This is a genomic window from Streptomyces sp. ISL-100, from assembly GCF_018614615.1.
Lineage (GTDB): Bacteria > Actinomycetota > Actinomycetes > Streptomycetales > Streptomycetaceae > Streptomyces.
The window spans coordinates 1-17,498 of sequence record NZ_JAGGOK010000032.1 but is presented as its reverse complement, the minus strand read 5'-3'; the positions used below and the strand labels follow the sequence as shown (position 1 = coordinate 17,498).

The window sequence follows — 17,498 nt, the reverse complement described above, 5'->3', positions numbered from 1 at the left end:
ATGAGTCTTCTAGGCGGCGACCGCCGCGGCGGAGAGGCTGGTGAATCTGTCTGGGATGCCATCCACCGTGAGGGCGCCGGAGGCGTGGAGTTCGGCGGTGTAGGTGGTCTGCCTGTAGGCGAGCTGGAGGCGGTCGCCTGCGTGGAGGCGGCCGGCGTGGATCAGGTCCGTCAGCGTGACGCTGGTCTCCGCGGCGGTGTGCCGCGACCGGACCGGGGAAGTATGACGTGACGTCGGCGAACGGGGTGGTGGCTGGCCAGCCCTGGTCGCCGACGAGGCGGCGGTAGTTCAGGTCGCCCTTCATGACCGTCTGGGTGGCGGTGGCGAAGTCCTCGTGGAGGTCGGCGGGCATGTCCGCGTAGGGGAGCGGGGCGCAGGAGAAGGGGCGGGCGCGTAGAGTGAGGCGGCCGGTGGTGATGGCCTGGCGTCGGCGCCTGCCGATTTCCGCTGCGTAGCCGGGGGTGCGGTGGTCAGGCGGTGGAGGCAGGCCAGAGTGTCCGGTGGTGGTGGCGTCGGAGGCGTAGTACGGGTACCGCTTGAGGTGCAGCACGACGGACGCGGCACGATCGGTGTGGAGCAGGTGGTCGGTCGGCGAGGACAAGGTCAGGGGGAGCTCGGGGCCGGCGTTGTCGGCCACCTGGCAGACCTTGCCGGGCGGGTTGGCAGACAAGGTTTCCCAGAGGGCAGTGGAGTCGTCGGCGACGAGGCCGGTGACGCGGTCGCCGGGGCCGGCGTCGCCCGCTGAGCGGGCGACGCAAACCGCGCGGCGAGCGTGGCACTCCCCAGACGCGGGGCGCGATGCGGCGCGTCCGGGCCTGGGGCGGGGGAGGATGGCGGACGCGGCCTGCATCACATGGCGTGCCTCATGGGCGTGCCCGAGGGTGATTTGCCTACCCGGGGAGTTGGCTGATCGTGTTGCTGCTTGGCCTGGGGCGTCCTTGACCAACCGCCCGGCTGGCTGATGCGCTTGGCCTGTTGCGGCATCGATCTCGGGGGTTGTCTACGTGTCCAGGGTAGTTCTGTGTGTGCGGTTCCAGCCCGACCACCGTGAGGTGACTGCCCACGACCACATTGCCGGGGTGATGTCGGTGTACGTGCCAATCCGCGCGGAGACGGCGTGCTCATGAGGATGCGGCGGGGCATGGCGATCGCCGTTGTCGCTGGGGGTGGTGCGGCGACGACGATGTTGGTGGGGCTTGTCACGAACGCGGTGTCGGAGGAGTCGCATTGGCCTTCCTGGCTAGGGTGGATGCAGGGGCACCCTTGGCTGTCCTTCGCCATGCTGGGAGTGGTGCTGGTTGGTCTTTCTGCATTGCTCGCGGCCCTGGCGGACGTCGGCACGCCGGAGAGTGGTCCGGAGCCACTCGTGCGACCGGACGATGGGGCAGGGACCCCGGGGGCTGCCCTGGTGCTGCGGTCGCTGCCGCGGGATACCGCGGCGTTCACCAACCGGTCGGAGGAGCTCTCGCGGCTGGTGAGTTCGGTGGAAGTCGCCCAGGGGACCGGGGAGTCGCTGCCGGTGCACGTGATCGACGGGATGCCGGGAGTCGGGAAGACGACGTTCGCGGTGCATGCCGGGCATGTGCTGGCGCATCGGTTTCCGGACGGGCAGCTCTTCGTGAACCTGAACGGGCACACCCCAGGGCGGAGCCCGGTGCAGGCTACTGATGCGCTTGCCTCGCTCCTGGCTGCCACGGGGGTGCCTGCGCAGCGGATACCGGTCGGGGATGACGTAGGGGTGGTCGCACAGGCGCGGGCCGCCATGTGGCGGAGTCGGCTGGCCGACAAGAAGGCGCTGCTCATCCTCGACAATGCGGCCAGCTACCGGCAGCTGGAGCCGCTGCTCCCCGGGGGGATCGGCTGTCTCGTCTTGGTGACCAGTCGCAAGCGGCTCGCGGCGCACGAAGAGGTGGTCCTGGCGGTCGAGGCCCTGCCGCGGGATCACGCGATCTCGCTGTTCACGCAGCTCAGTCGACGGCCGGCGGAGAGCTTCGAGGGGGACGTACTGGATGATCTGGTGAGGCTCTGCGGGTATTTGCCGTTGGGAGTGTCCCTTCTCGCCGCACGGCTGCGGCACCATCCGACATGGAGCGCCGAGGATCTGCGGGCGCGGCTGCTGGTGGCACAGGACCGGCTGGGGGAGATGCGTGCAGGAGAGCGCGCTGTGGCCTCGACGTTCGGCCTCTCCTATCAGGATCTTCCACCGGAACGACAGCGGTTCTTCCGGCGGCTCGGTTTCTGTCCGGGTACGGATATTGATGCGTACGTCGGTGCCGCGCTTGACTCGGTCTCGGTGGCCGACGCCCGCCGACACCTCGACGCGCTTTACGACGACCATCTGATCGACGAGAACCCGGGGAGCCGCTACCGGCTGCACGATCTTTTACGTGACTACGCCCGCGGTCTTGCCGGCGAGGGGGATGGTATGGATCACGCTCAGGCAGTCCAGCGCGTGTGCACTTATTACCTGACTGCTCTCGCCGATGCGAATAGGCACCTCGCCCGCGGTGTGGTCGCGGCCGCTCCGCCTCCGCCGGACTCCTCCGGGGCTCCGGTGAGCGTGGAGGTGCCCGCCCTGCGGACGCGGGCCGATGCTCTGGGGTGGCTGGAGAGCGAGCGGGCCAACGTGCTTGCCTGCATGGAGCAGGCGGACAGTCTGGCGCTGCACTCCATGGTCATCCGGCTCGCCGCGGCCATGGCGCCGTTCCTACGGCAGGCGGGCCCCTGGGACCAGGCCGCCGGCCTTCACCGTGCTGCTGCGGAGGCCGCCCGCCGTATCGGGGACCGGCAGGCGCTCGCCGACGCGCTGGCCGAGCTCGGTGTCGTACGTCGCTTCATGGCCAGGTACTCCGAGGCGGCTCAGAACTTGAACGAAGCGGTGGCCGAGTACGAGGCCGTCGGCGATCAGCGCGGCAGGGCCAGGGCCCTGAACCAGGTAGGCATCGTCTGGTACATGACGGCCGACAACGAAGCAGCCGCCCTGGCGCAGACGGAGGCCCTGGCCATCCACCGTGACCTGGGCGACCGGCTCGGGCAGGCCAATGCGCTCGCGGACCTCGGGATGACGCGCCGGCAGACCAGCCGCTTCGACGAGGCGGTGCGGACTCAGACTGAGGCACTGACCCTTTACCGCGAGCTCGGCGACCGCTACGGCGAGGCGAATTCCCTCCGGGACCTCGGCGTCGTCCACCGCCTCATGGGGGACTACGCCCTGGCTGCTCAGCGGCACCGTGAGGCGTACGACATCTACCGGGAGCTCGACGATCGGGTCCACCAAGCCTATGCACTCAACGAGATGGGCGTGGTCCGCCGGCTGACCGGTGACCTCGAGGGCGCACGCGCGGCTCACGATCAGGCACTGGAGTACTACACGGAGCTCGGGGATCAGTACGGCCGCGCCAACAGCATCCGGCACCTGGGCGTACTGGAGCGGCGGGCCGGGCGTCCGACAGAAGCGGTCGGCACGCAGGAGGAGGCGCTGGCCATTTATCGCGACCTCGGCAGCCGGGGCGGAGAGGCAGCCTCGCTGGGTGAGCTGGGTGCCGCACGTGGAGCCGCCGGGGACGGAGAGGGCGCCGTGGTCGCGCTTGGGCGGAGCTTGGAGATTCTGCGGGAGCTTGGCGATCGCTGTGGCGAGGCGGAGGTGTTGAACCACTGGGGGACGTTGCTGGGGTCCACGGGTGAGCCGGATGAGGCGCGCGTGCACTTCAGCGAGGCACTGCGCCTCGCTCGGGAGATTCGGTGTCCTCTGGAGGAGGCGCGTGCCCTGGAGGGGATCGGCCGGTGCCAGCTGGCGGCTGGGGAGCGTGGTCGGGCCGACGGGTTACTGCGGCAAGCCATGGCCGTATACAGGCGGTTGGGGGTGGCGGAGGCCGTGGGCGAGCTCGAACGGTTGCTGGCGGCGCAGGCAGGGTGAGCAGGGTACCGTCAGCGGGGTCATGTGGTGGACATCTGCTCCGACCGTGTCATCGGGCCAGGCCATGTGGCCAGTTTCGGTATGCCGTGGTCCATGGCGGGACTGCTACGTTGCCAGCTGGTCAGCCGCAGTGACTGCCTTTGCTGCACGCCGAGTTTTTGAGCATTTGGTACCCGCTGCGCCTATTTACGAGGAGCATTGAATGCCGCCAAGCACGACTGTTGCCTCTCACTCGCCTTACGGTACGGACGCGGCGGCGCCAGGGCCCCGCGCCGAAGTCCTGGACCGTGTCGCAGCCCGCGTGCAGCGTCGTCTCGTGGCCGAACAGGCCGCGTCGAACCAGATCGGCGAGGGTGCTCACGCCGCCTCGCTGATCTGGCCGTGGCCGCTGTAGCCGCCTTCGCTTGATGACGCCGTCACCCCAAACGCCCTTCCGTACCTTTATCCTCAAGGTCGCGAACCGCTGCAACATCAACTGCGACTACTGCTATGTCTTCAACTCCCAGGACCAGGCGTGGCAGGGCCTGCCGGCGCGTATGAGTGTGGACGTGGCTCGGGCAGCGGCCCTGAGGATCGCCGAGCACCTATCGACGTACGGACTGCGGGCTGTCCACGTCGTGTTGCATGGTGGCGAGCCGTTGCTCGCTGGGCCACAGCACCTGGAACACGTCCTCCGGATACTGAAGGACGGCGTCCCGGCGGAAACCGAGGTCTTCTTCGAGCTCCAGACCAACGGGACGCTGATCTCGGAGACGTGGCTCGATCTCTTCGAGCGGTACGCGGTCACCGTGGGCGTCAGCCTCGACGGCCCGCCCGCCGCGAACGACCGGCACCGGCTCACACACGCATCCCGGTCGAGCGCTGCTGCGGCGGTGCGGGGCATCGAGCTGCTGCGGTCCAGGCCGCGGCTGTTCGCGGGGCTGCTCGCTGTGGTGGACCTGGCAAATGATCCGGTGGAAGTTCACGACTACCTGGCGTCGTTCGAGCCCCCGGTGATCGACTTCGGGCTGCCGCACGGGACCCATGAGGCCCCGCCGGAACGTCACGATCCCACCGCCCCCGAGTACGGGCTGTGGATGAGCCGTGTGTACGACGCCTGGCTCGCCCAGCCCCAGTACCAGCACAGCGTCCGGATGCTGGAGGACATCGTGGCGCTCAGCTCCGGCGCGCGCGGTGCGGTGGAGACCCTCGGGCTGGCCCCGCCCTCCAGCGTCGTGATCGAGTCCGACGGCACCATCGAGGGTGTGGACACCCTGCGCTCCGTCGAGGAGGGCGCCTCCTGGCTCGGGCTCGACGTCTTCAACGAGTCCTTCGACGCCGCCATCCACCATCCCAAGCTCCTGCACCGGCAGGGCGGCACCGCTGTCCTCGCCGAACAGTGCCAGAGCTGCCCGGTGGTGGAGGTGTGCGGCGGTGGCTATCTCCCGCACCGCTTCAGTGTGGCCCGGGGGTACCGGAATCCTTCCGTCTACTGCACAGACCTGGAGTACCTCATCCGGCACGTCCAGGGCTCTTTGCAGCGACACGGCTGGACACTGGGGCCAGCTGCTTCACCGTCTCCATAACCCGGCCCGTACCCACCACGAATGACAGGAGTTGTACGCCGATGAGCGTGACGATCCGCCCCGCCGAGAAGAGCGACGTCCGGAGTGTGGCCGAACTGATCGAGGAGATCGAGCGGTTCTACGGCACGACCGATGCCGACATCCAGCCGTTCGACGAGCGCCAGGCACAGGTGGAGGAGGCGCTCTTCGGGTCGCCGCCGCTGGCCTCCGCGCTACTGGTCGAGGACGAGGCGGGAGACATCGTCGGGCTCGCCGCGTACTCGTACCTGTGGCCTTCGGCAGGGTCGACCCACTCGCTCTTCCTCAAGGAGCTGTATGTCCGTGACACACTCCGACGCCAGGGCATCGGCGTACGCCTCATGAACGAGCTGCGTGCCATCGCCGACGCGCGCCCGGGGTGCAGTCGGGTCGAGTGGATGACGGACCGCGTCAATCCGGACGCGCGTGCCTTCTACCAGGCGCTCGGATTCGAGGAGCATGAGGGGAAAGTCGTCTACCGGGCTATCGTCGGTACGGCCTGAGCAGGGGCCGTTGAGAAGTGCGTAAGCCGCTTGATGTACGTGAGTTGGGGTTACTGAGACATGCAGGAAGAGCGTTGCGAGGAGTGCGGCAGCAAGGTGGTCCCCGGGCTGGTGTGTGACTGCCCGCCCGACAGGACAGCCGAGAAGGCGCGTCGACGGGCCACGTCGGAGAGACATGAATGGCGCACCTTCGCGCCGGACACGATCCTGGTCTCCCAGACGAAGTACGCGCACATCCCCGGCGCGTGCGACCACGTGTCGGAGGAGTACGTGAAGGCCCCGGAGTGGGGGTGGATCCCGAATCCGTCACCCGGCCTGTGGGGCCGCGTGGGCAGAAGCCATCCGGTGACGGCGACGGAGGGGAACACGCAGCGGGTAGCCGACCGACGGTGCTCCTCCTGCGAGGCGAGGCTGTCGGTGACGTGAACCGCTTGACGCCCCGTCACTGGACAGCCCTGACTATGGCCCGCAGGTGACCGGGAGAGCTCGTGCCCGGGATCGGGGCGATGTGTGGGGCCAGGTCGAGAAGCCAGGTGAGGGCCGCGGGCGCCGGGAGAGCGCCGGCGTTGAGTGGGCGGTAGGGGATGTACGGGATGCCCATGCGGGCGCAGTAGTCGAGGGCCGGGTCGTCGGGCTCGGCGCGGTTCAGGCAGTTCTGGACGGCCGCGACCGTGATCTCCTTCCCCGCCGCGCGGATCTGCTCGACGCCGACCTTGGACATGCCGATGTGGCCGATCTTGCCTGCGAGTTGGAGGGCTCCGAGCTCGCCGGCCTGGTCCTCCAGGGGAACGGTCGGGTCCACGCGGTGGAGGTAGCAGAGTTCGAGCCGTTCGACCTTGAGGCGGCTCAGGCTCGCGTCAACGGCCGTTCGTAGGTACTCGGGGTGGCCGAAGGGACGCCAGACATCCGGCGCGGCGCGGACCATGCCGACCTTCGTGGCCACCAGGAGCTCGGGCGGGTACGGGTGCATAGTGGCCCTGATCAGGGACTCGGCGGTGTGCGGGCCGTACGCGTCCGCGGTGTCGATGTGCGTGATGCCGTGGACGTGGACGGCGTCCCGCAGGACCTGGCCAGCCGTGGCCCGGTCCTCGGGCCAGCCCCAGGTGCCGGGGCCGGTCAGGCGCATTGTGCCCAGCCCGAGGCGGGAGACCTGCTTGCCCGCGATGGTAATGAGGCCGCCGGGCGTGGTGGCGCTCATGCGGCGCCCGACACGGTTAGGGCGAGACGGATGGCGTCGGCGCGCGAGGTGTCGTCGTTGGCGACGAGGACGTGGCCGAGGTTCAGTTCCCCGAGGAGCTGGTGGGTGTGTTCGTCGACGAGGCGCCGGAAAGCCGGGTCGTGGTCGTGCGTGCCGGTGAGTGGTTCGGCTGGGTCGAGGACCGTGGCTAGCAGCAGGTCGTACGGGGTGGAGAGGGCTGTGACCAGAGAGCGGAGGCGGTGGCCGGTCTCGGGCGGAAGTTTCTCGCCGCGGTGCTCCAGAGCCGCCGTGTAGTACGCGAGTGCGGCCGGGGCTGCACAGTCGGCGAGGACCACGTTGGCGCGTACGGTCGTCGCCAGTTCCTCGGCGGCGCCCGCCGTGGTGATCCACTCCGAGGACAGGGCCGTGTGCCGTGCCATCTTCGGCAGACCGAGGAACGCGGCGCGCTTGCCGAGACCGCCGACGCGGAGGGCGGGGGTGCCGAGCGCCCGCAGTTCCATCTCGATGCGGCGCATCAGCGTGGTCTTGCCGGTGGCGTACGTTCCAACGATGCCGATCCGCACGGGGGCTGGGGCTGGGTTCACCACAGGGTGGGCTCCTGTTCTGGTTTCGGGGCGCCGGGAAGGCCCGGCGGGACAGCGGCGGTGACGAGGTCGGCCCAGGTTGCGTACCGGGTGGCCATGGTCAGCAGGAGCGTGGCGGTCGCGAACGCGTCGTACGTCGCGCGGTGGCGCTGGGCCGGTGCCGCCGACAGCTCCAGGCGCGCGTACTCGATCAGCGCGTCCAGGGAGTGCGCGGGAGCGTCCGGGTACGTGGCTCGGGCCAGGCGCAGGGTGTCCAGAACGCCGGCCGGTTCCCAGTTGGGCAGGTGGCGGGTCAGGACGCGGTGGTCGACGTGGGCGTTGTGCGCGCAGATCCAGGCGTTGCCGAGGAATGTGCGTACGTCGTCGGCCACTTCCGTCCAGGTCGGGCTCGTGGCCAGCCGGTCGTTCGTGAGGCCGTGGACCTTGGCGGCGAACGGCGTGACGGGCACGGGCGGGCGGATCAGCCAGGCCCCGGCTGTCGTGGTGTCCGGTTGGCCGTCGCGGATCGGGAGGGCGGCGACCTCGACGAGGTCGGGTGGGTTCGCTCCGTTGCCCTCTACGTCGACGACGAGCAGGCGGTCGGGCCAGGTGGTGGGGTTCATTCAAGACTCCTTCGGAGCCGGCCAGCCGATGTCGGAGCGGCCGTGCCGGCGGTGGTGGTGCGGCTTAGCCCGGTCGTGGCACTGGTAGCCGTAGCCGTGCTGGAGGTAGTAGCGCGGCTGCTCGTCCAGGCCCTCGACGATGATGGCGCGCTCGTCCACCTCCACGGCGCCAATGGCGCCCAGCTCGCGCGCCTCGGCGGTGACCTCCGCGAGGTCCGGGGCCTTCCAGGCGTCAGCGCACAAGCCGAGTTGGGCGGAGGGGCAGATGTCGCACAGTTCGCGTACGCCGTAGTGGCCGTTGTAGTCGGCCTCGCCGTGGGCGTACGCGACCGCGCAGCTCGTCTTGCGGAAGAGCGGGCCGTACGGGGCTTCGGCGTCGGCGGGGTTGTGGAAGAGGCTGAGGATCCTCTGTTCGGACTCCTCCGGCATGATCTTGCGCCGGGCGGTGTCCTCGTACGGCATCGGGATGCCGTGACTCTCGTAGTACGTGGCGATCTGGTCGCGGAAGAACAGGCCGGTGAAGACGGTCGCGTGAGCGTGCTCGGCGAGTTCGCGAGCCCGGTGCAGATGGGCGGACGTGTCGTTGAGGCCGGGGACGATGGGGCGCCAGTAGTGCACCGTCCGGTAGCGCTCGGCGTGGGCGTACAGGGTGCGCAGGCTGGCGGCGGCGATGGCCGAGTCGACGGGCTCGATCCGCTGGTCGTCAATGCCGGAATGGGTGACCAGGACGGTCAACTTGATGTTCCTGAAGCTGTTGAGGATCGTGCAGTCCTCGGGCTCGACTCGCCAACGTGTGATCACCAGCACGTGGTTGGTCAGGCCCTGCTCGTCCAGGAGGCGCAGCACGTTGAAGGTGTGCGGCTTGACGACGGGGAGCATCGGGTCGGTGGCGCGGTTGAAGATCTGCAGCGGGGTGCGGTGCGGGCGGAAGTATCGGTGCCCGGTGAGCGCGGCGACGGCCTCCTCGTCGGTCATCAGGGCGCGCGGCACTTTCATCTCGAAGTTGCCGTAGAGGTGTCGTACGCAATAGCCGCAGTCGAGTGGGCAGCCCACGATGTGGTTCACGGAGAGTCCGGACTTGCGGTACTCGATGACCGAGGCCAGCTCGGGCTTGAGGGCGGAGACCTGTTTGGTGGTGAGCAGGGGAAGCGGGCGGCGGGTGGGTGTCGCCATGGCGGAGCCCTCCTGGGAGCGGGTAGTGGGTCACGGATTGAGCAGGTGGTGCCGTTTCGCGCCGTACCAGGTACCGAAGTCGCGGCAGGTGGCGGCCGCGTCGTCGGAGGAGTGGACGAGGTTCTCGACGAGGCGGCCCTCGGTTTGAGCGGCGGCGAGGCTGTCGGTGCCGAAGTCGCCGCGGAGGGTGCCCTTCGCGGCCCGGGCGGGGTCGAAGTGGCCGAGCATGTCGCGTACGAGACGAGGTGTCCCGGCCGGTCCATGGGCGAGGGCGAGGGCCACCCGCCGGCCGACGTACATGTCGCGCAGGCAGGCGGGGACGGAGTAGTCGAACCAGTCGGCGCCGACGAGCAGATCCCAGTAGTGGACGTGGATCTGCCAGTCGGCGACGGTCACGTCCATCCGGCCGCGTACGGACACGGACACGGTGGCGGCGATGCGCGCAAGGATCGCGTCGACGAGGGCACGGCGTAGGCAGTCGGGCTTGAGGAGGATCACGCTCCAGCGGTCCCAGTCGACGCTGGTCAGGACCTCCCCGACCGCTGCGGGGCGGCGGCTCATCGGACCGGACTGAAGCCGCCCGGCATGCGGGACGGCCAGCGGTGGGCGAGCAGCCAGCGCGGGCCCGCGTCGAGCGACGCGAGGACGTCCTTCTCGACGGGGTCAGCGGGGCAGTGGACGAGCTGCCGCTTCACCTCGAAGAGGAGCAGCACCTGCTGCCAGTACGGCTGGAGGCTGAGTCCGGCGATTTCCGCGGGCCGGTACTGGACCTGGTTCGTACGCAGCGCCTCCTCGTGCCCCAGCACGGTGGCGATGGTCTTCGGCGTTGTGTCGGCGGGCATCGGAGGGAACGGGAAGCGAGAGGTAGAGGCGGCCGGGCGGTCGGCCGCCTCGGCGAGGACGCGCTGCACGCGGTCGAAGTCCCGGTCGCCGAGATGTGCCGAGCCGATATGATGCGTGTACGTGCCAAGCCCCAGCCCGAGTTGGACTGCGGCGTACTCCTGGATCATCGTGAAGGAGAAGACGTCCGCGAGGAGTCCGCGGTCGCAGTCGTTGGCCCGCATCGAGCAGACCATGTGCAACTTGCTTTCGCGCACAAGGAGATGGAGCGAGACCGCACACGACATGTCGGAGTTGTCGGCGACCGCCAGCTCACGCGCCTCGAAGATCGGCAGCAGACCCCGCTTGCTATCCGGCTCCCTGCGCAGGAGCGACAGGACGCGGTCGAAGGGCGAGACGGTGTCGTCGCCGACGGGGTTGAAGATCCGGGATCCGTAGGCGGAGCCGCTGATGGTCGCCCCGTCGCGTGAGTCCGACCGCATCCGGGGCGCGTAGTACGCGATCATGTCGAGGTCGTCGCGGCCCGCGAGGTACCAGAGCGCCTCGGCGAAGTGGAACACCGGATTGACCTTTCGCGCGGCCAGATAGGGCAGGCGCTCGCGTGGATCGGTCAGCTTGAAACTCAGCCCGAGGCACTCGCGGCTGGCGTTGCCGCGCGGGGCATTGCGGTACTCGTGATCGCGCAGGATGTGGCCGAGCACGTCGACGTACGCCTGCTCGAAGCCGGGGTAGACGGACGGTGCGAGCACCAGAGCCTCCTGTGAAGCGGTGGAAGTGGGTGCCTCGCGCCGGCCGGGCGGGGGAGTCTTGCTTGTGGTGTGCACCCGGCCGGCCGGCGGGAGGGACGGGCGGTCGTGGCCGCCCTGAGAAGACCCTCGCCGGGGAGGCATGGCGGCGGTACGCCGTCGATCCGCCGTTCGTCCGCCGTCTCGCGGTGGGTGGAAGGGCGGAGGCACGGCGTACCGCCGCGTCGCGTACGCCGAGACGCTGGTCGATCCCAGCGGCATCGACCGGGAGCGTGACGCGACGTGTACGGAACGGTGTACGGATCAGATACGGACTGCGCCGTCGGGCGGCGGGAGCTGGTGCGTCATCAGTGGGTGAACCTGGCGGAGGAGGCCGAGCCTCTCGCCTGTGCCCGCGCCCAGGTGCGCCAGACGCTCGACGGCCGCGCGTCGGCATCGGTCGTCGACGACGCGGTGCTGGTCGCCTCCGAGCTGGTCGGCAATGCGCTGCGACACACGACCGCCGGTCCGGACTGCATGAACGTGGAGGTCTACCGGGACGCCGCGGTTCTTTGGGTGCACGACTCGGGCACGGACACCGAGAGGGTCAAGCCGCGAGCGGATACGTCGAACGACGAGCTGCTGGAGTGCGGACGTGGGCTGCAGCTCATCGACGAGCTGACCGCCAGGTGGTTCGTCCAGCCGACCGCGATCGGCAAGATGGTCGTCGCGGTCGTCGAACTGGACAACCCCGGGACTATCTGAGCGACAGGCTCTTCAGCACGTCCCACCGGTACTCCCGCTCTTCGCGACGCAGCTCCACCAACTGGACTTGCACGACCGGAAGTTCGACGGCGGAAAGGATGCGGAGACCGGCCACGGCTTCGATGACCGGGGCGGCGACGCGCTGACGGTTGTTGTACGCCAGGCTGAGGTGCGGCCGGAAGGCCGAAGTCGGCTTCTTCGGCGCCAAGCCCGCAGTCCGGCTGACGTCAATCAGGGTGGCGTGCAGCTGGAGTAGCGGCTTCCACGGGCCGAGGGAGAGGCGTACGGCCCCGCGGGAGCCGGCCAGCGGCATGGCCCGCAGGGAGAACGCGGCGGGCAGCAGTGGCCTGACGGATCGAGTGACGCCCTCCAGCTGCGCCAGGGTGACCGTGTCCGGGGTGCCGACGCGGGTGAGGGTGACGTGCAGACCATCCGGCGGCACGGGGTCGAGGCCGAGCGGGGCGAGCGTCTTCTGACACTTCCGCGCGAGAGCGGCGAGTTCCGGCGCGTTAGGGAAGGTCAGCATCCAGTAGTACGCCCTACTGCCGTCGGCCCATCCTGGGCGGGCCCAGTGGTCGGCCATCTCGTCCAGTGCGCTGAAGGCCGCCCAGTCGTGTGCCGCGATGGCTGCCGGATCTTGCGGATTGGCAGGGGGATCGGCGGGAAACGCGGCGGGATCGGCGCTGAGCAGGGGCACCCGGCGTACTCCTTCGGCATTACACCGCTCTGGAGCGAGACGACATGGCCAGGGCGGCTGGCTGTGAGCTCCAGGCGCGGAGCTCGTCGCCATACTGGCCTACCGCCGGATACTTCCGCCACGGCCTGGCCTGCTCGTACAGCTCATTGGCGCGTTGCCATACGGACCTGATGGGGGAGCCCCCGCACAGCCGAAGGGCTTCCTGGCCCAGCGTCATGGCGTGGTCGAGGTCGGGTGTGCGCTGCCGCAGCAGGGCGGTGGACACGTCGAGGCGTACGAGCGCGCGGGTCCACGAGGAGTCGGAGTGCTCGACGAGATCGTCGATGCGCTCGGCGTCGCTCAGTACCTGGGCGGTGTCGTGGAGCGCCAGGTGCGCGGTCACCGCGTTCGCCAGGGTCCGGGCCCGCCCGTACGGATCGAAGGAGATGCAGGAGGTGAGCCCGACCGGGACGTCGTGTCCGTCGGAGAGATCGAGGGCCTGGCCGATGGCGTGCTCGGAGGCGCGGCGGTCGCCGGTCTTGGCGAGGGCACGCGCCCGGCCGTTGACGAGCAGCCGGATGGACTGGGCGCTGCTCGGTGCCTGCTCCACGGCCGCGGCGGCGCACGCGTCGGCCTCGCCGTACCGGCCAGCGTAGTAGAGGCCGAAGGACAGGGTGCCGCTCGCCCACAACTCGGTGTCCCGGTCGTCGATTGCCCTGCTGAGGTCCAGGGCCTCGGTGCAGTACGCCTCCGCGAGCGCGAAGTCACCGGTGTTCACGGCCATGTAGCCCAGCAACCCGGAGGCGCGGGCGGCGAGTCGGAAGAGCTCCTGGCGTACGCGCGGGGGCTGGCGGCCGTCGAGGAGAATGTGCGCGAGGCGCCGGAGGCTCCGGGTCTCGGGGCGCAGTGCGTGCGGGCCGTCCTGCTCGTATCGGGCGGTGACGGTCTCCAGGGAGGAGCCGAGGAGGGCGAGGGTGGCGTCGTCCGCGTTGCTGGCGGTGAGGTGATGGGCGCGGGCGACGATCTCCAGCGGGCTGTCGCCGGGATCCCGTGGGGGAGGGCAGCTGGGCGGTGTTTGTGTCGTACGGGCGTCATCGCGACCGCCCGGCACGGAGAACAACTCGGAGACTGGCCTGCCCAGCATGTACTCCAGCACCCGGCAGGCATCCGGGCGCGGCAGTCCCCGCAGCTCACCGCCGAGCCAGCGGTCGAACTGTCGTGAGGAGACCTGGAGCGAGGCGAGACGCTGGTCGCCGTCGAGCTCCGCGAGCTTGGCGGCCGACAGCTCGAACTGGGCCGAGAAGGCCTCGTACGTCGTCAGATGACGCTGCTGAAGTAAGTGCCGGAACAAGGTCGTCCGGGGCATGGCACACCCTCCTGGTGTGGCGAACCAAGCCGACGCGGAGGCGTGCACGCCGATGGTGGTGCACCCATCGTCGGCTGGGGCGCGCGTCCGGAGAACACGCGCCGTGACCCTAGGCAGAATGCCGGTGTCACAGCGAACTAGGCAATATGTCTGGTGAAGTTGACTCGTATGGGTTGTAGCACCCGCATCGGGCGGACAGACTTCCGGCATGGCCTTGAAGAGGAGCATGGTCCCGCAATCCGTCTACCGTCGCCAACTCGCGGCTCGCCTCAAGGAGCTGCGAGACGTGTCAGGTCTCACCCTCACCGAGGTCGCCGAACAGATCGAGGTGAACCAGGGATCGCTGAGCCGTATCGAGACCGGTGACCGCGGCACGTCACCGGTCCTCGTGCGTGCGCTGCTCGACTGCTACGGCGTCGAAGACCCGGCCCAGCGTGCCGACGTACTCGATCTCGTACGGGCGGACAAGGAGCAGCAGAAGCCGTGGTGGCGGAAGTACTCCACGGTCCTGACCGCTACTCGGTACGACGGCTATCTCGCCCTGGAGGCCGGAGCGGTGACCCTGGCCAACTACCAGCCGATGCTCGTCCCCGGCCTGCTGCAGACCGAGGACTACGCGCGCGCCGTCATCTCCCAGATGCGGATGGAACTCACGTCGCCGCAGGTGGAGGCCCTGGTCAAGGTGCGTATGGAGCGGCAGAACAGCCGCCTCGACGGTGAGCGGCCGGCCAAGCTCTGGGCGATCCTCGACGAGGCGGTGCTGCGACGCACCGTCGGCTCGGCGGACATCATGCGCGACCAGCTGCGCAAGCTGGTGGAGGCGAGCGAGCAGCCGAACATCACGGTGCAGCTCCTGCCGTTCGCGCTCGGCGCGCACCCCGGACTGTACGGTCCGTTCGTGATCCTGACCTTCCCCGATCCCACGCCGAACCTGGTGTGGCTGGAGAACCCCAAGAACTCCGTGTACCTGGAGTCCGGCGACGATGTCGACAACTACACAGAGATCTTCGACCAGTTGAGGGCGTGCGCGCTCGGCCCCTCGGAGGCCCGTGCCCGCATCGCCCGAATCAGCAAGGAGCTCGACCAGTGACCAAGGCCCGCCCGGCCGCTCCGTCCGACGGCATCGACCTCTCGCAGGCACGCTGGCGGAAAAGCTCCTACAGCGGGGGCGCGAACGACTGCGTGGAGCTCGCGGACCTGGGGGTGCACGTCGCCGTCCGGGACTCGAAGGCCCTCGAACGTGGGCCTCTGATCCTCGGGCGGTCCGCCGTGGCGATGCTCGTGGCGGCCGTGGCATGTGGCGAGCCGGGCTGAGAGGGCGTTTGGCGTAGACGTATTGCCCCTTATGCCCTAGTATGCACCTCGCTAGGTGGGGGTGGTCTCGTCCGTTATGCGCTTGGCGAGGTTGTCGATCGTGGCGATGTGGATCACTGCTTCGGAGCTGATAGGAAGGGTCTCGTAGTCGGGGGACTGTAAAACGAACGGCTCTGTCCCGCAATCGGTGGTAGCGCTGTGTGGTGATCAATGGAGGAGCAGTGCGAATCCGGCTCGGCCGTGCATCTGCCTCATGATTCTCTTGGTTCGCGTGTTGACGCCCTCGGTGCGGCCGTTGTGGTGGGGAGGGTGAGGCCGGCGTTGACCGCGGCGCGGTCGAGTTCGAGGCCGTTCACGAAGGCGTGCAGGTAGGGAAGGTTGGCGGCGCGGACGGCTGTGATCCACTCGGTGAGCTTGGTGTCGTTGTCGGCGGAGGGGGTGAGCAGTTCGGCGAACTCCTTCACGAGGCGGGCGAGTTCGGTCATCTCGGGGCAGGCGGCGGTGAGTTCCCGCAGGAGCTTGGTGCCCTTGTCGCGCAGGTTGTCGGGGTGGGCGAGGAGAAGTCGGGCGAGGCGGCGCGGGGTGATGACGGGCCGGTCGCCCTCGGCTCGGCCCTGCGTGATGTAGCGGTAGAGGAGGTTGAGGCTGCCGGTGTAGCCCAGCTCCTTGATCTCGCGGAAGAGCTGGAGCACAGGGACGGCGGGGTCGGCGGCCCGGCGGGTGCGGAGGTGGTCGCAGTAGGGGTCGACGAGGGTGGGCCGGTAGCGCGGGGCCCGGCGCAGGGTTTCGGGCTCCCGGGTGCGTGCGTAGCGTTTGACGGTGTTGAGGGCGAGGTTGAGGCGGCGGGCGCATTCGAGCAGGCCGACGCCCTTGCCGAGGAGGTTGTGGACCTGGTGCCATCGTTCGCGGGTGGTCTGCTCGCGCACTCCTTCGGGGCGGGGCGGGTTGACGGTGGCCCAGCAGGAGCTGTGCGAGCGGACCTAGGCCAGGACCTTGTCGCAGAGGTTGTGCCACAGGGTACTGGTGGGCCGTCGGCGAGGTGCCTGCTGAGCAGGTCCTTTTCCCACGGCCCCCAGCCCGAACGACGCATGCGGCTTTGACCGCACGTCGCTCTCCAGTGACTACTCCGTGAGTGCTGGGACGGGCTTCTTGCCGTGGATGTCCGCGTGACAACTTCCGCAGACCACAAGGGTTTTGCGGTGTCGCGAGGCCATGAGATCTGCCCACGGCGGTCGGTCCCCTGGTCGTCCGAGGTCCGCGAGCTTGGCGACGTGGTGGACTTCCACCTCGTCGACGCGTCCGCAGGACTCGCACCGCCCGGCCAGAAGCCGGGTAACCAGCTCCTTGCGTTTGGTGTTGACCGGGGCCAGCCGACGGTCGGTGATGACCGTCTTCTTGTTCCGTCTCAGCGGGATCCCGCCGAACCGTCCGACCAGCGGTTTCCTGTCGACGCGTTCGACGCGGGCCTCAAAGCACTTGCGTAGCCCGTGCGGCGTCTCGATGGTGGCCGCGTACTTGCGGGCCATTTTCGACACCGACGAGCGGTGCTTGTTGGCGAGCGTCATCAGCATCGAGGTCTCCATGACCCATTGCAGCCGGGCGAGTCGGAAGACGTCGCCGGCCATCAGGTAGTACTGGACGATGCCGCGGTACTCCGACCCATAGGTGCTGATGATGACGTGGTCGTCCTGGTTCAGCAGTTCGGGCCGACGCGCGGGTTTGCCGCGCTTCATGTACTGGGCTTGCTTGACGGATACCACCGAACGAGGGACCCGTAGTCTGATCACCCCATTGACGGAGCGCCGACCACCGGTGACCTTGCGGTCGTTGTGATGGACGGCGATGTCGTAGCCGAGGAACCTCGCCGCCCCGGTGCGGGTGTGCGTAATGAGGGTCTTCTCCGGCGACAGTTCCAACTTGAGTTCGTCACGCAGGAACTGCGCCAGTCGCTCCTTGATTTCCTCGGCTTCTGCCTTCGGTCCGGCGAACCCGAGAAGAGTGTCGTCGGCATAGCGCACATACCTCAGTCGCCTGTAGCCGGGATCCTGAGTATCCATACTCGGCACGCTGCGGAGTTGCTTGCGCAGTTCCCGCACTTTGGTGCGGTCGTCGCGCTTGCGGGCGCGTTGCATCGCCGCCCACACCCGAAAGAAGGCGCGGTTCGGCTTCCTGACTTTTCCTCGGTTGTATTCCGGGATGAGAACTTTCTCGACGTACTCGTCCATCTTGTGCAGGTAGATGTTGGACAGGATC

General features: G+C 68.8%; 18 protein-coding genes and 3 pseudogenes. 8 read left to right on the top strand and 13 right to left on the bottom strand.

The annotated features are described in order from the left end of the window. Positions 1-9 precede the first annotated feature (9 nt). Both J7E89_RS42370 and J7E89_RS42365 read right to left on the bottom strand, forming a co-directional pair. Entirely contained in the window at positions 10-174 is a 165-nt protein-coding gene (locus J7E89_RS42370; RefSeq protein ID WP_374196820.1) for a hypothetical protein, read from the bottom strand. Positions 175-298: 124 nt separating this feature from the next. Then, positions 299-850, bottom strand: a pseudogene (locus tag J7E89_RS42365) (ARMT1-like domain-containing protein); the annotation flags it as partial. Between the two features lie 273 nt (positions 851-1,123). On the opposite strand from J7E89_RS42365, the gene haaT reads away from it, so the two are divergent. From haaT to J7E89_RS14820, 5 genes are all read left to right on the top strand, one after another. Then, complete coding sequence (gene haaT, locus J7E89_RS14840; protein ID WP_214973685.1) at positions 1,124-3,916, top strand: cyclophane-containing RiPP biosynthesis TPR protein HaaT; 2,793 nt, start codon at positions 1,124-1,126, stop codon at positions 3,914-3,916. A gap of 202 nt (positions 3,917-4,118) precedes the next feature. Then, the gene (gene haaA, locus J7E89_RS14835) at positions 4,119-4,310 is read left to right on the top strand and encodes a HaaA family cyclophane-containing RiPP peptide (protein ID WP_214973683.1); all 192 of its coding nucleotides are present in this window, start codon (positions 4,119-4,121) and stop codon (positions 4,308-4,310) included. 13 nt (positions 4,311-4,323) lie between these two features. Next, entirely contained in the window at positions 4,324-5,481 is a 1,158-nt protein-coding gene (locus tag J7E89_RS14830) for an FxsB family cyclophane-forming radical SAM/SPASM peptide maturase (protein WP_214973681.1), read from the top strand. Positions 5,482-5,522: 41 nt separating this feature from the next. Continuing rightward, positions 5,523-6,002 (top strand): cyclophane-containing RiPP N-acetyltransferase HaaN, encoded by a 480-nt coding sequence (haaN, locus tag J7E89_RS14825; protein WP_214973679.1) that lies wholly within the window; start codon positions 5,523-5,525, stop codon positions 6,000-6,002. Positions 6,003-6,062: 60 nt separating this feature from the next. Continuing rightward, positions 6,063-6,428, top strand: a complete 366-nt coding sequence (locus J7E89_RS14820; protein ID WP_214973678.1) for a hypothetical protein — start codon at positions 6,063-6,065, stop codon at positions 6,426-6,428. A gap of 16 nt (positions 6,429-6,444) precedes the next feature. On the opposite strand, the gene J7E89_RS14815 is transcribed toward J7E89_RS14820, so the two are convergent. The 6 genes from J7E89_RS14815 to J7E89_RS14790 are packed head-to-tail and all read right to left on the bottom strand — an operon-like array spanning position 6,445 to position 11,148. Continuing rightward, positions 6,445-7,200, bottom strand: a complete 756-nt coding sequence (locus J7E89_RS14815) for an aldo/keto reductase (protein WP_214973677.1) — start codon at positions 7,198-7,200, stop codon at positions 6,445-6,447. Beyond that, a complete protein-coding gene (locus tag J7E89_RS14810) occupies positions 7,197-7,784 on the bottom strand; it encodes an AAA family ATPase (protein ID WP_251060558.1) in 588 nt (195 codons plus the stop codon). Before J7E89_RS14810 ends, J7E89_RS14815 begins: the two co-directional genes overlap by 4 nt. Beyond that, positions 7,781-8,386, bottom strand: a complete 606-nt coding sequence (locus J7E89_RS14805) for a 3'-5' exonuclease (protein WP_214973675.1) — start codon at positions 8,384-8,386, stop codon at positions 7,781-7,783. Before J7E89_RS14805 ends, J7E89_RS14810 begins: the two co-directional genes overlap by 4 nt. Further along, positions 8,387-9,559 carry a radical SAM protein gene (locus J7E89_RS14800; RefSeq protein ID WP_214973674.1) on the bottom strand — a complete coding sequence of 391 codons (1,173 nt, stop codon included), beginning with the start codon at positions 9,557-9,559 and terminating at the stop codon, positions 8,387-8,389. A 30-nt stretch (positions 9,560-9,589) separates the two neighbouring features. Next, on the bottom strand, positions 9,590-10,120 hold the full coding sequence (locus tag J7E89_RS14795) for a nucleoside-diphosphate kinase (protein WP_214973673.1): 531 nt from the start codon (positions 10,118-10,120) through the stop codon (positions 9,590-9,592). Beyond that, the gene (locus tag J7E89_RS14790; protein WP_308315479.1) at positions 10,117-11,148 is read right to left on the bottom strand and encodes a thymidylate synthase; all 1,032 of its coding nucleotides are present in this window, start codon (positions 11,146-11,148) and stop codon (positions 10,117-10,119) included. The genes J7E89_RS14795 and J7E89_RS14790 overlap by 4 nt, the downstream gene beginning before the upstream one ends. 279 nt (positions 11,149-11,427) lie before the next feature. Between J7E89_RS14790 and J7E89_RS14785 the strand changes: the two genes are divergently transcribed. Further along, positions 11,428-11,889: an ATP-binding protein gene (locus J7E89_RS14785; RefSeq protein WP_308315478.1), complete on the top strand. Its 462-nt coding sequence runs from the start codon at positions 11,428-11,430 to the stop codon at positions 11,887-11,889. Here J7E89_RS14785 and J7E89_RS14780 read toward each other — a convergent pair. Both J7E89_RS14780 and J7E89_RS14775 read right to left on the bottom strand, forming a co-directional pair. Further along, positions 11,882-12,586, bottom strand: coding sequence for a 2'-5' RNA ligase family protein (locus tag J7E89_RS14780; protein ID WP_308315477.1), 705 nt, complete (start codon positions 12,584-12,586; stop codon positions 11,882-11,884). The genes J7E89_RS14785 and J7E89_RS14780 overlap by 8 nt on opposite strands. A gap of 19 nt (positions 12,587-12,605) precedes the next feature. Next, positions 12,606-13,931 carry a hypothetical protein gene (locus tag J7E89_RS14775; RefSeq protein WP_214973670.1) on the bottom strand — a complete coding sequence of 442 codons (1,326 nt, stop codon included), beginning with the start codon at positions 13,929-13,931 and terminating at the stop codon, positions 12,606-12,608. A 208-nt stretch (positions 13,932-14,139) separates the two neighbouring features. Between J7E89_RS14775 and J7E89_RS14770 the strand changes: the two genes are divergently transcribed. Both J7E89_RS14770 and J7E89_RS40865 read left to right on the top strand, forming a co-directional pair. After that, positions 14,140-15,021 carry a helix-turn-helix transcriptional regulator gene (locus J7E89_RS14770; protein ID WP_214973669.1) on the top strand — a complete coding sequence of 294 codons (882 nt, stop codon included), beginning with the start codon at positions 14,140-14,142 and terminating at the stop codon, positions 15,019-15,021. Next, complete coding sequence (locus tag J7E89_RS40865; protein WP_308315476.1) at positions 15,018-15,245, top strand: DUF397 domain-containing protein; 228 nt, start codon at positions 15,018-15,020, stop codon at positions 15,243-15,245. The genes J7E89_RS14770 and J7E89_RS40865 overlap by 4 nt, the downstream gene beginning before the upstream one ends. Positions 15,246-15,296: 51 nt before the next feature. Here J7E89_RS40865 and J7E89_RS14760 read toward each other — a convergent pair. The 3 genes and pseudogenes from J7E89_RS14760 to J7E89_RS14750 all read right to left on the bottom strand — a co-directional run. Beyond that, positions 15,297-15,395, bottom strand: a pseudogene (locus tag J7E89_RS14760) (IS5/IS1182 family transposase); the annotation flags it as partial. A 57-nt stretch (positions 15,396-15,452) separates the two neighbouring features. Next, positions 15,453-16,261 (bottom strand): annotated as a pseudogene (locus J7E89_RS14755) (transposase); the annotation flags it as partial. A 105-nt stretch (positions 16,262-16,366) separates the two neighbouring features. Next, positions 16,367-17,498, bottom strand: a 1,132-nt coding sequence (locus J7E89_RS14750) for a group II intron reverse transcriptase/maturase (RefSeq protein WP_251060557.1), incomplete at its 5' end; no start/stop codon positions are given.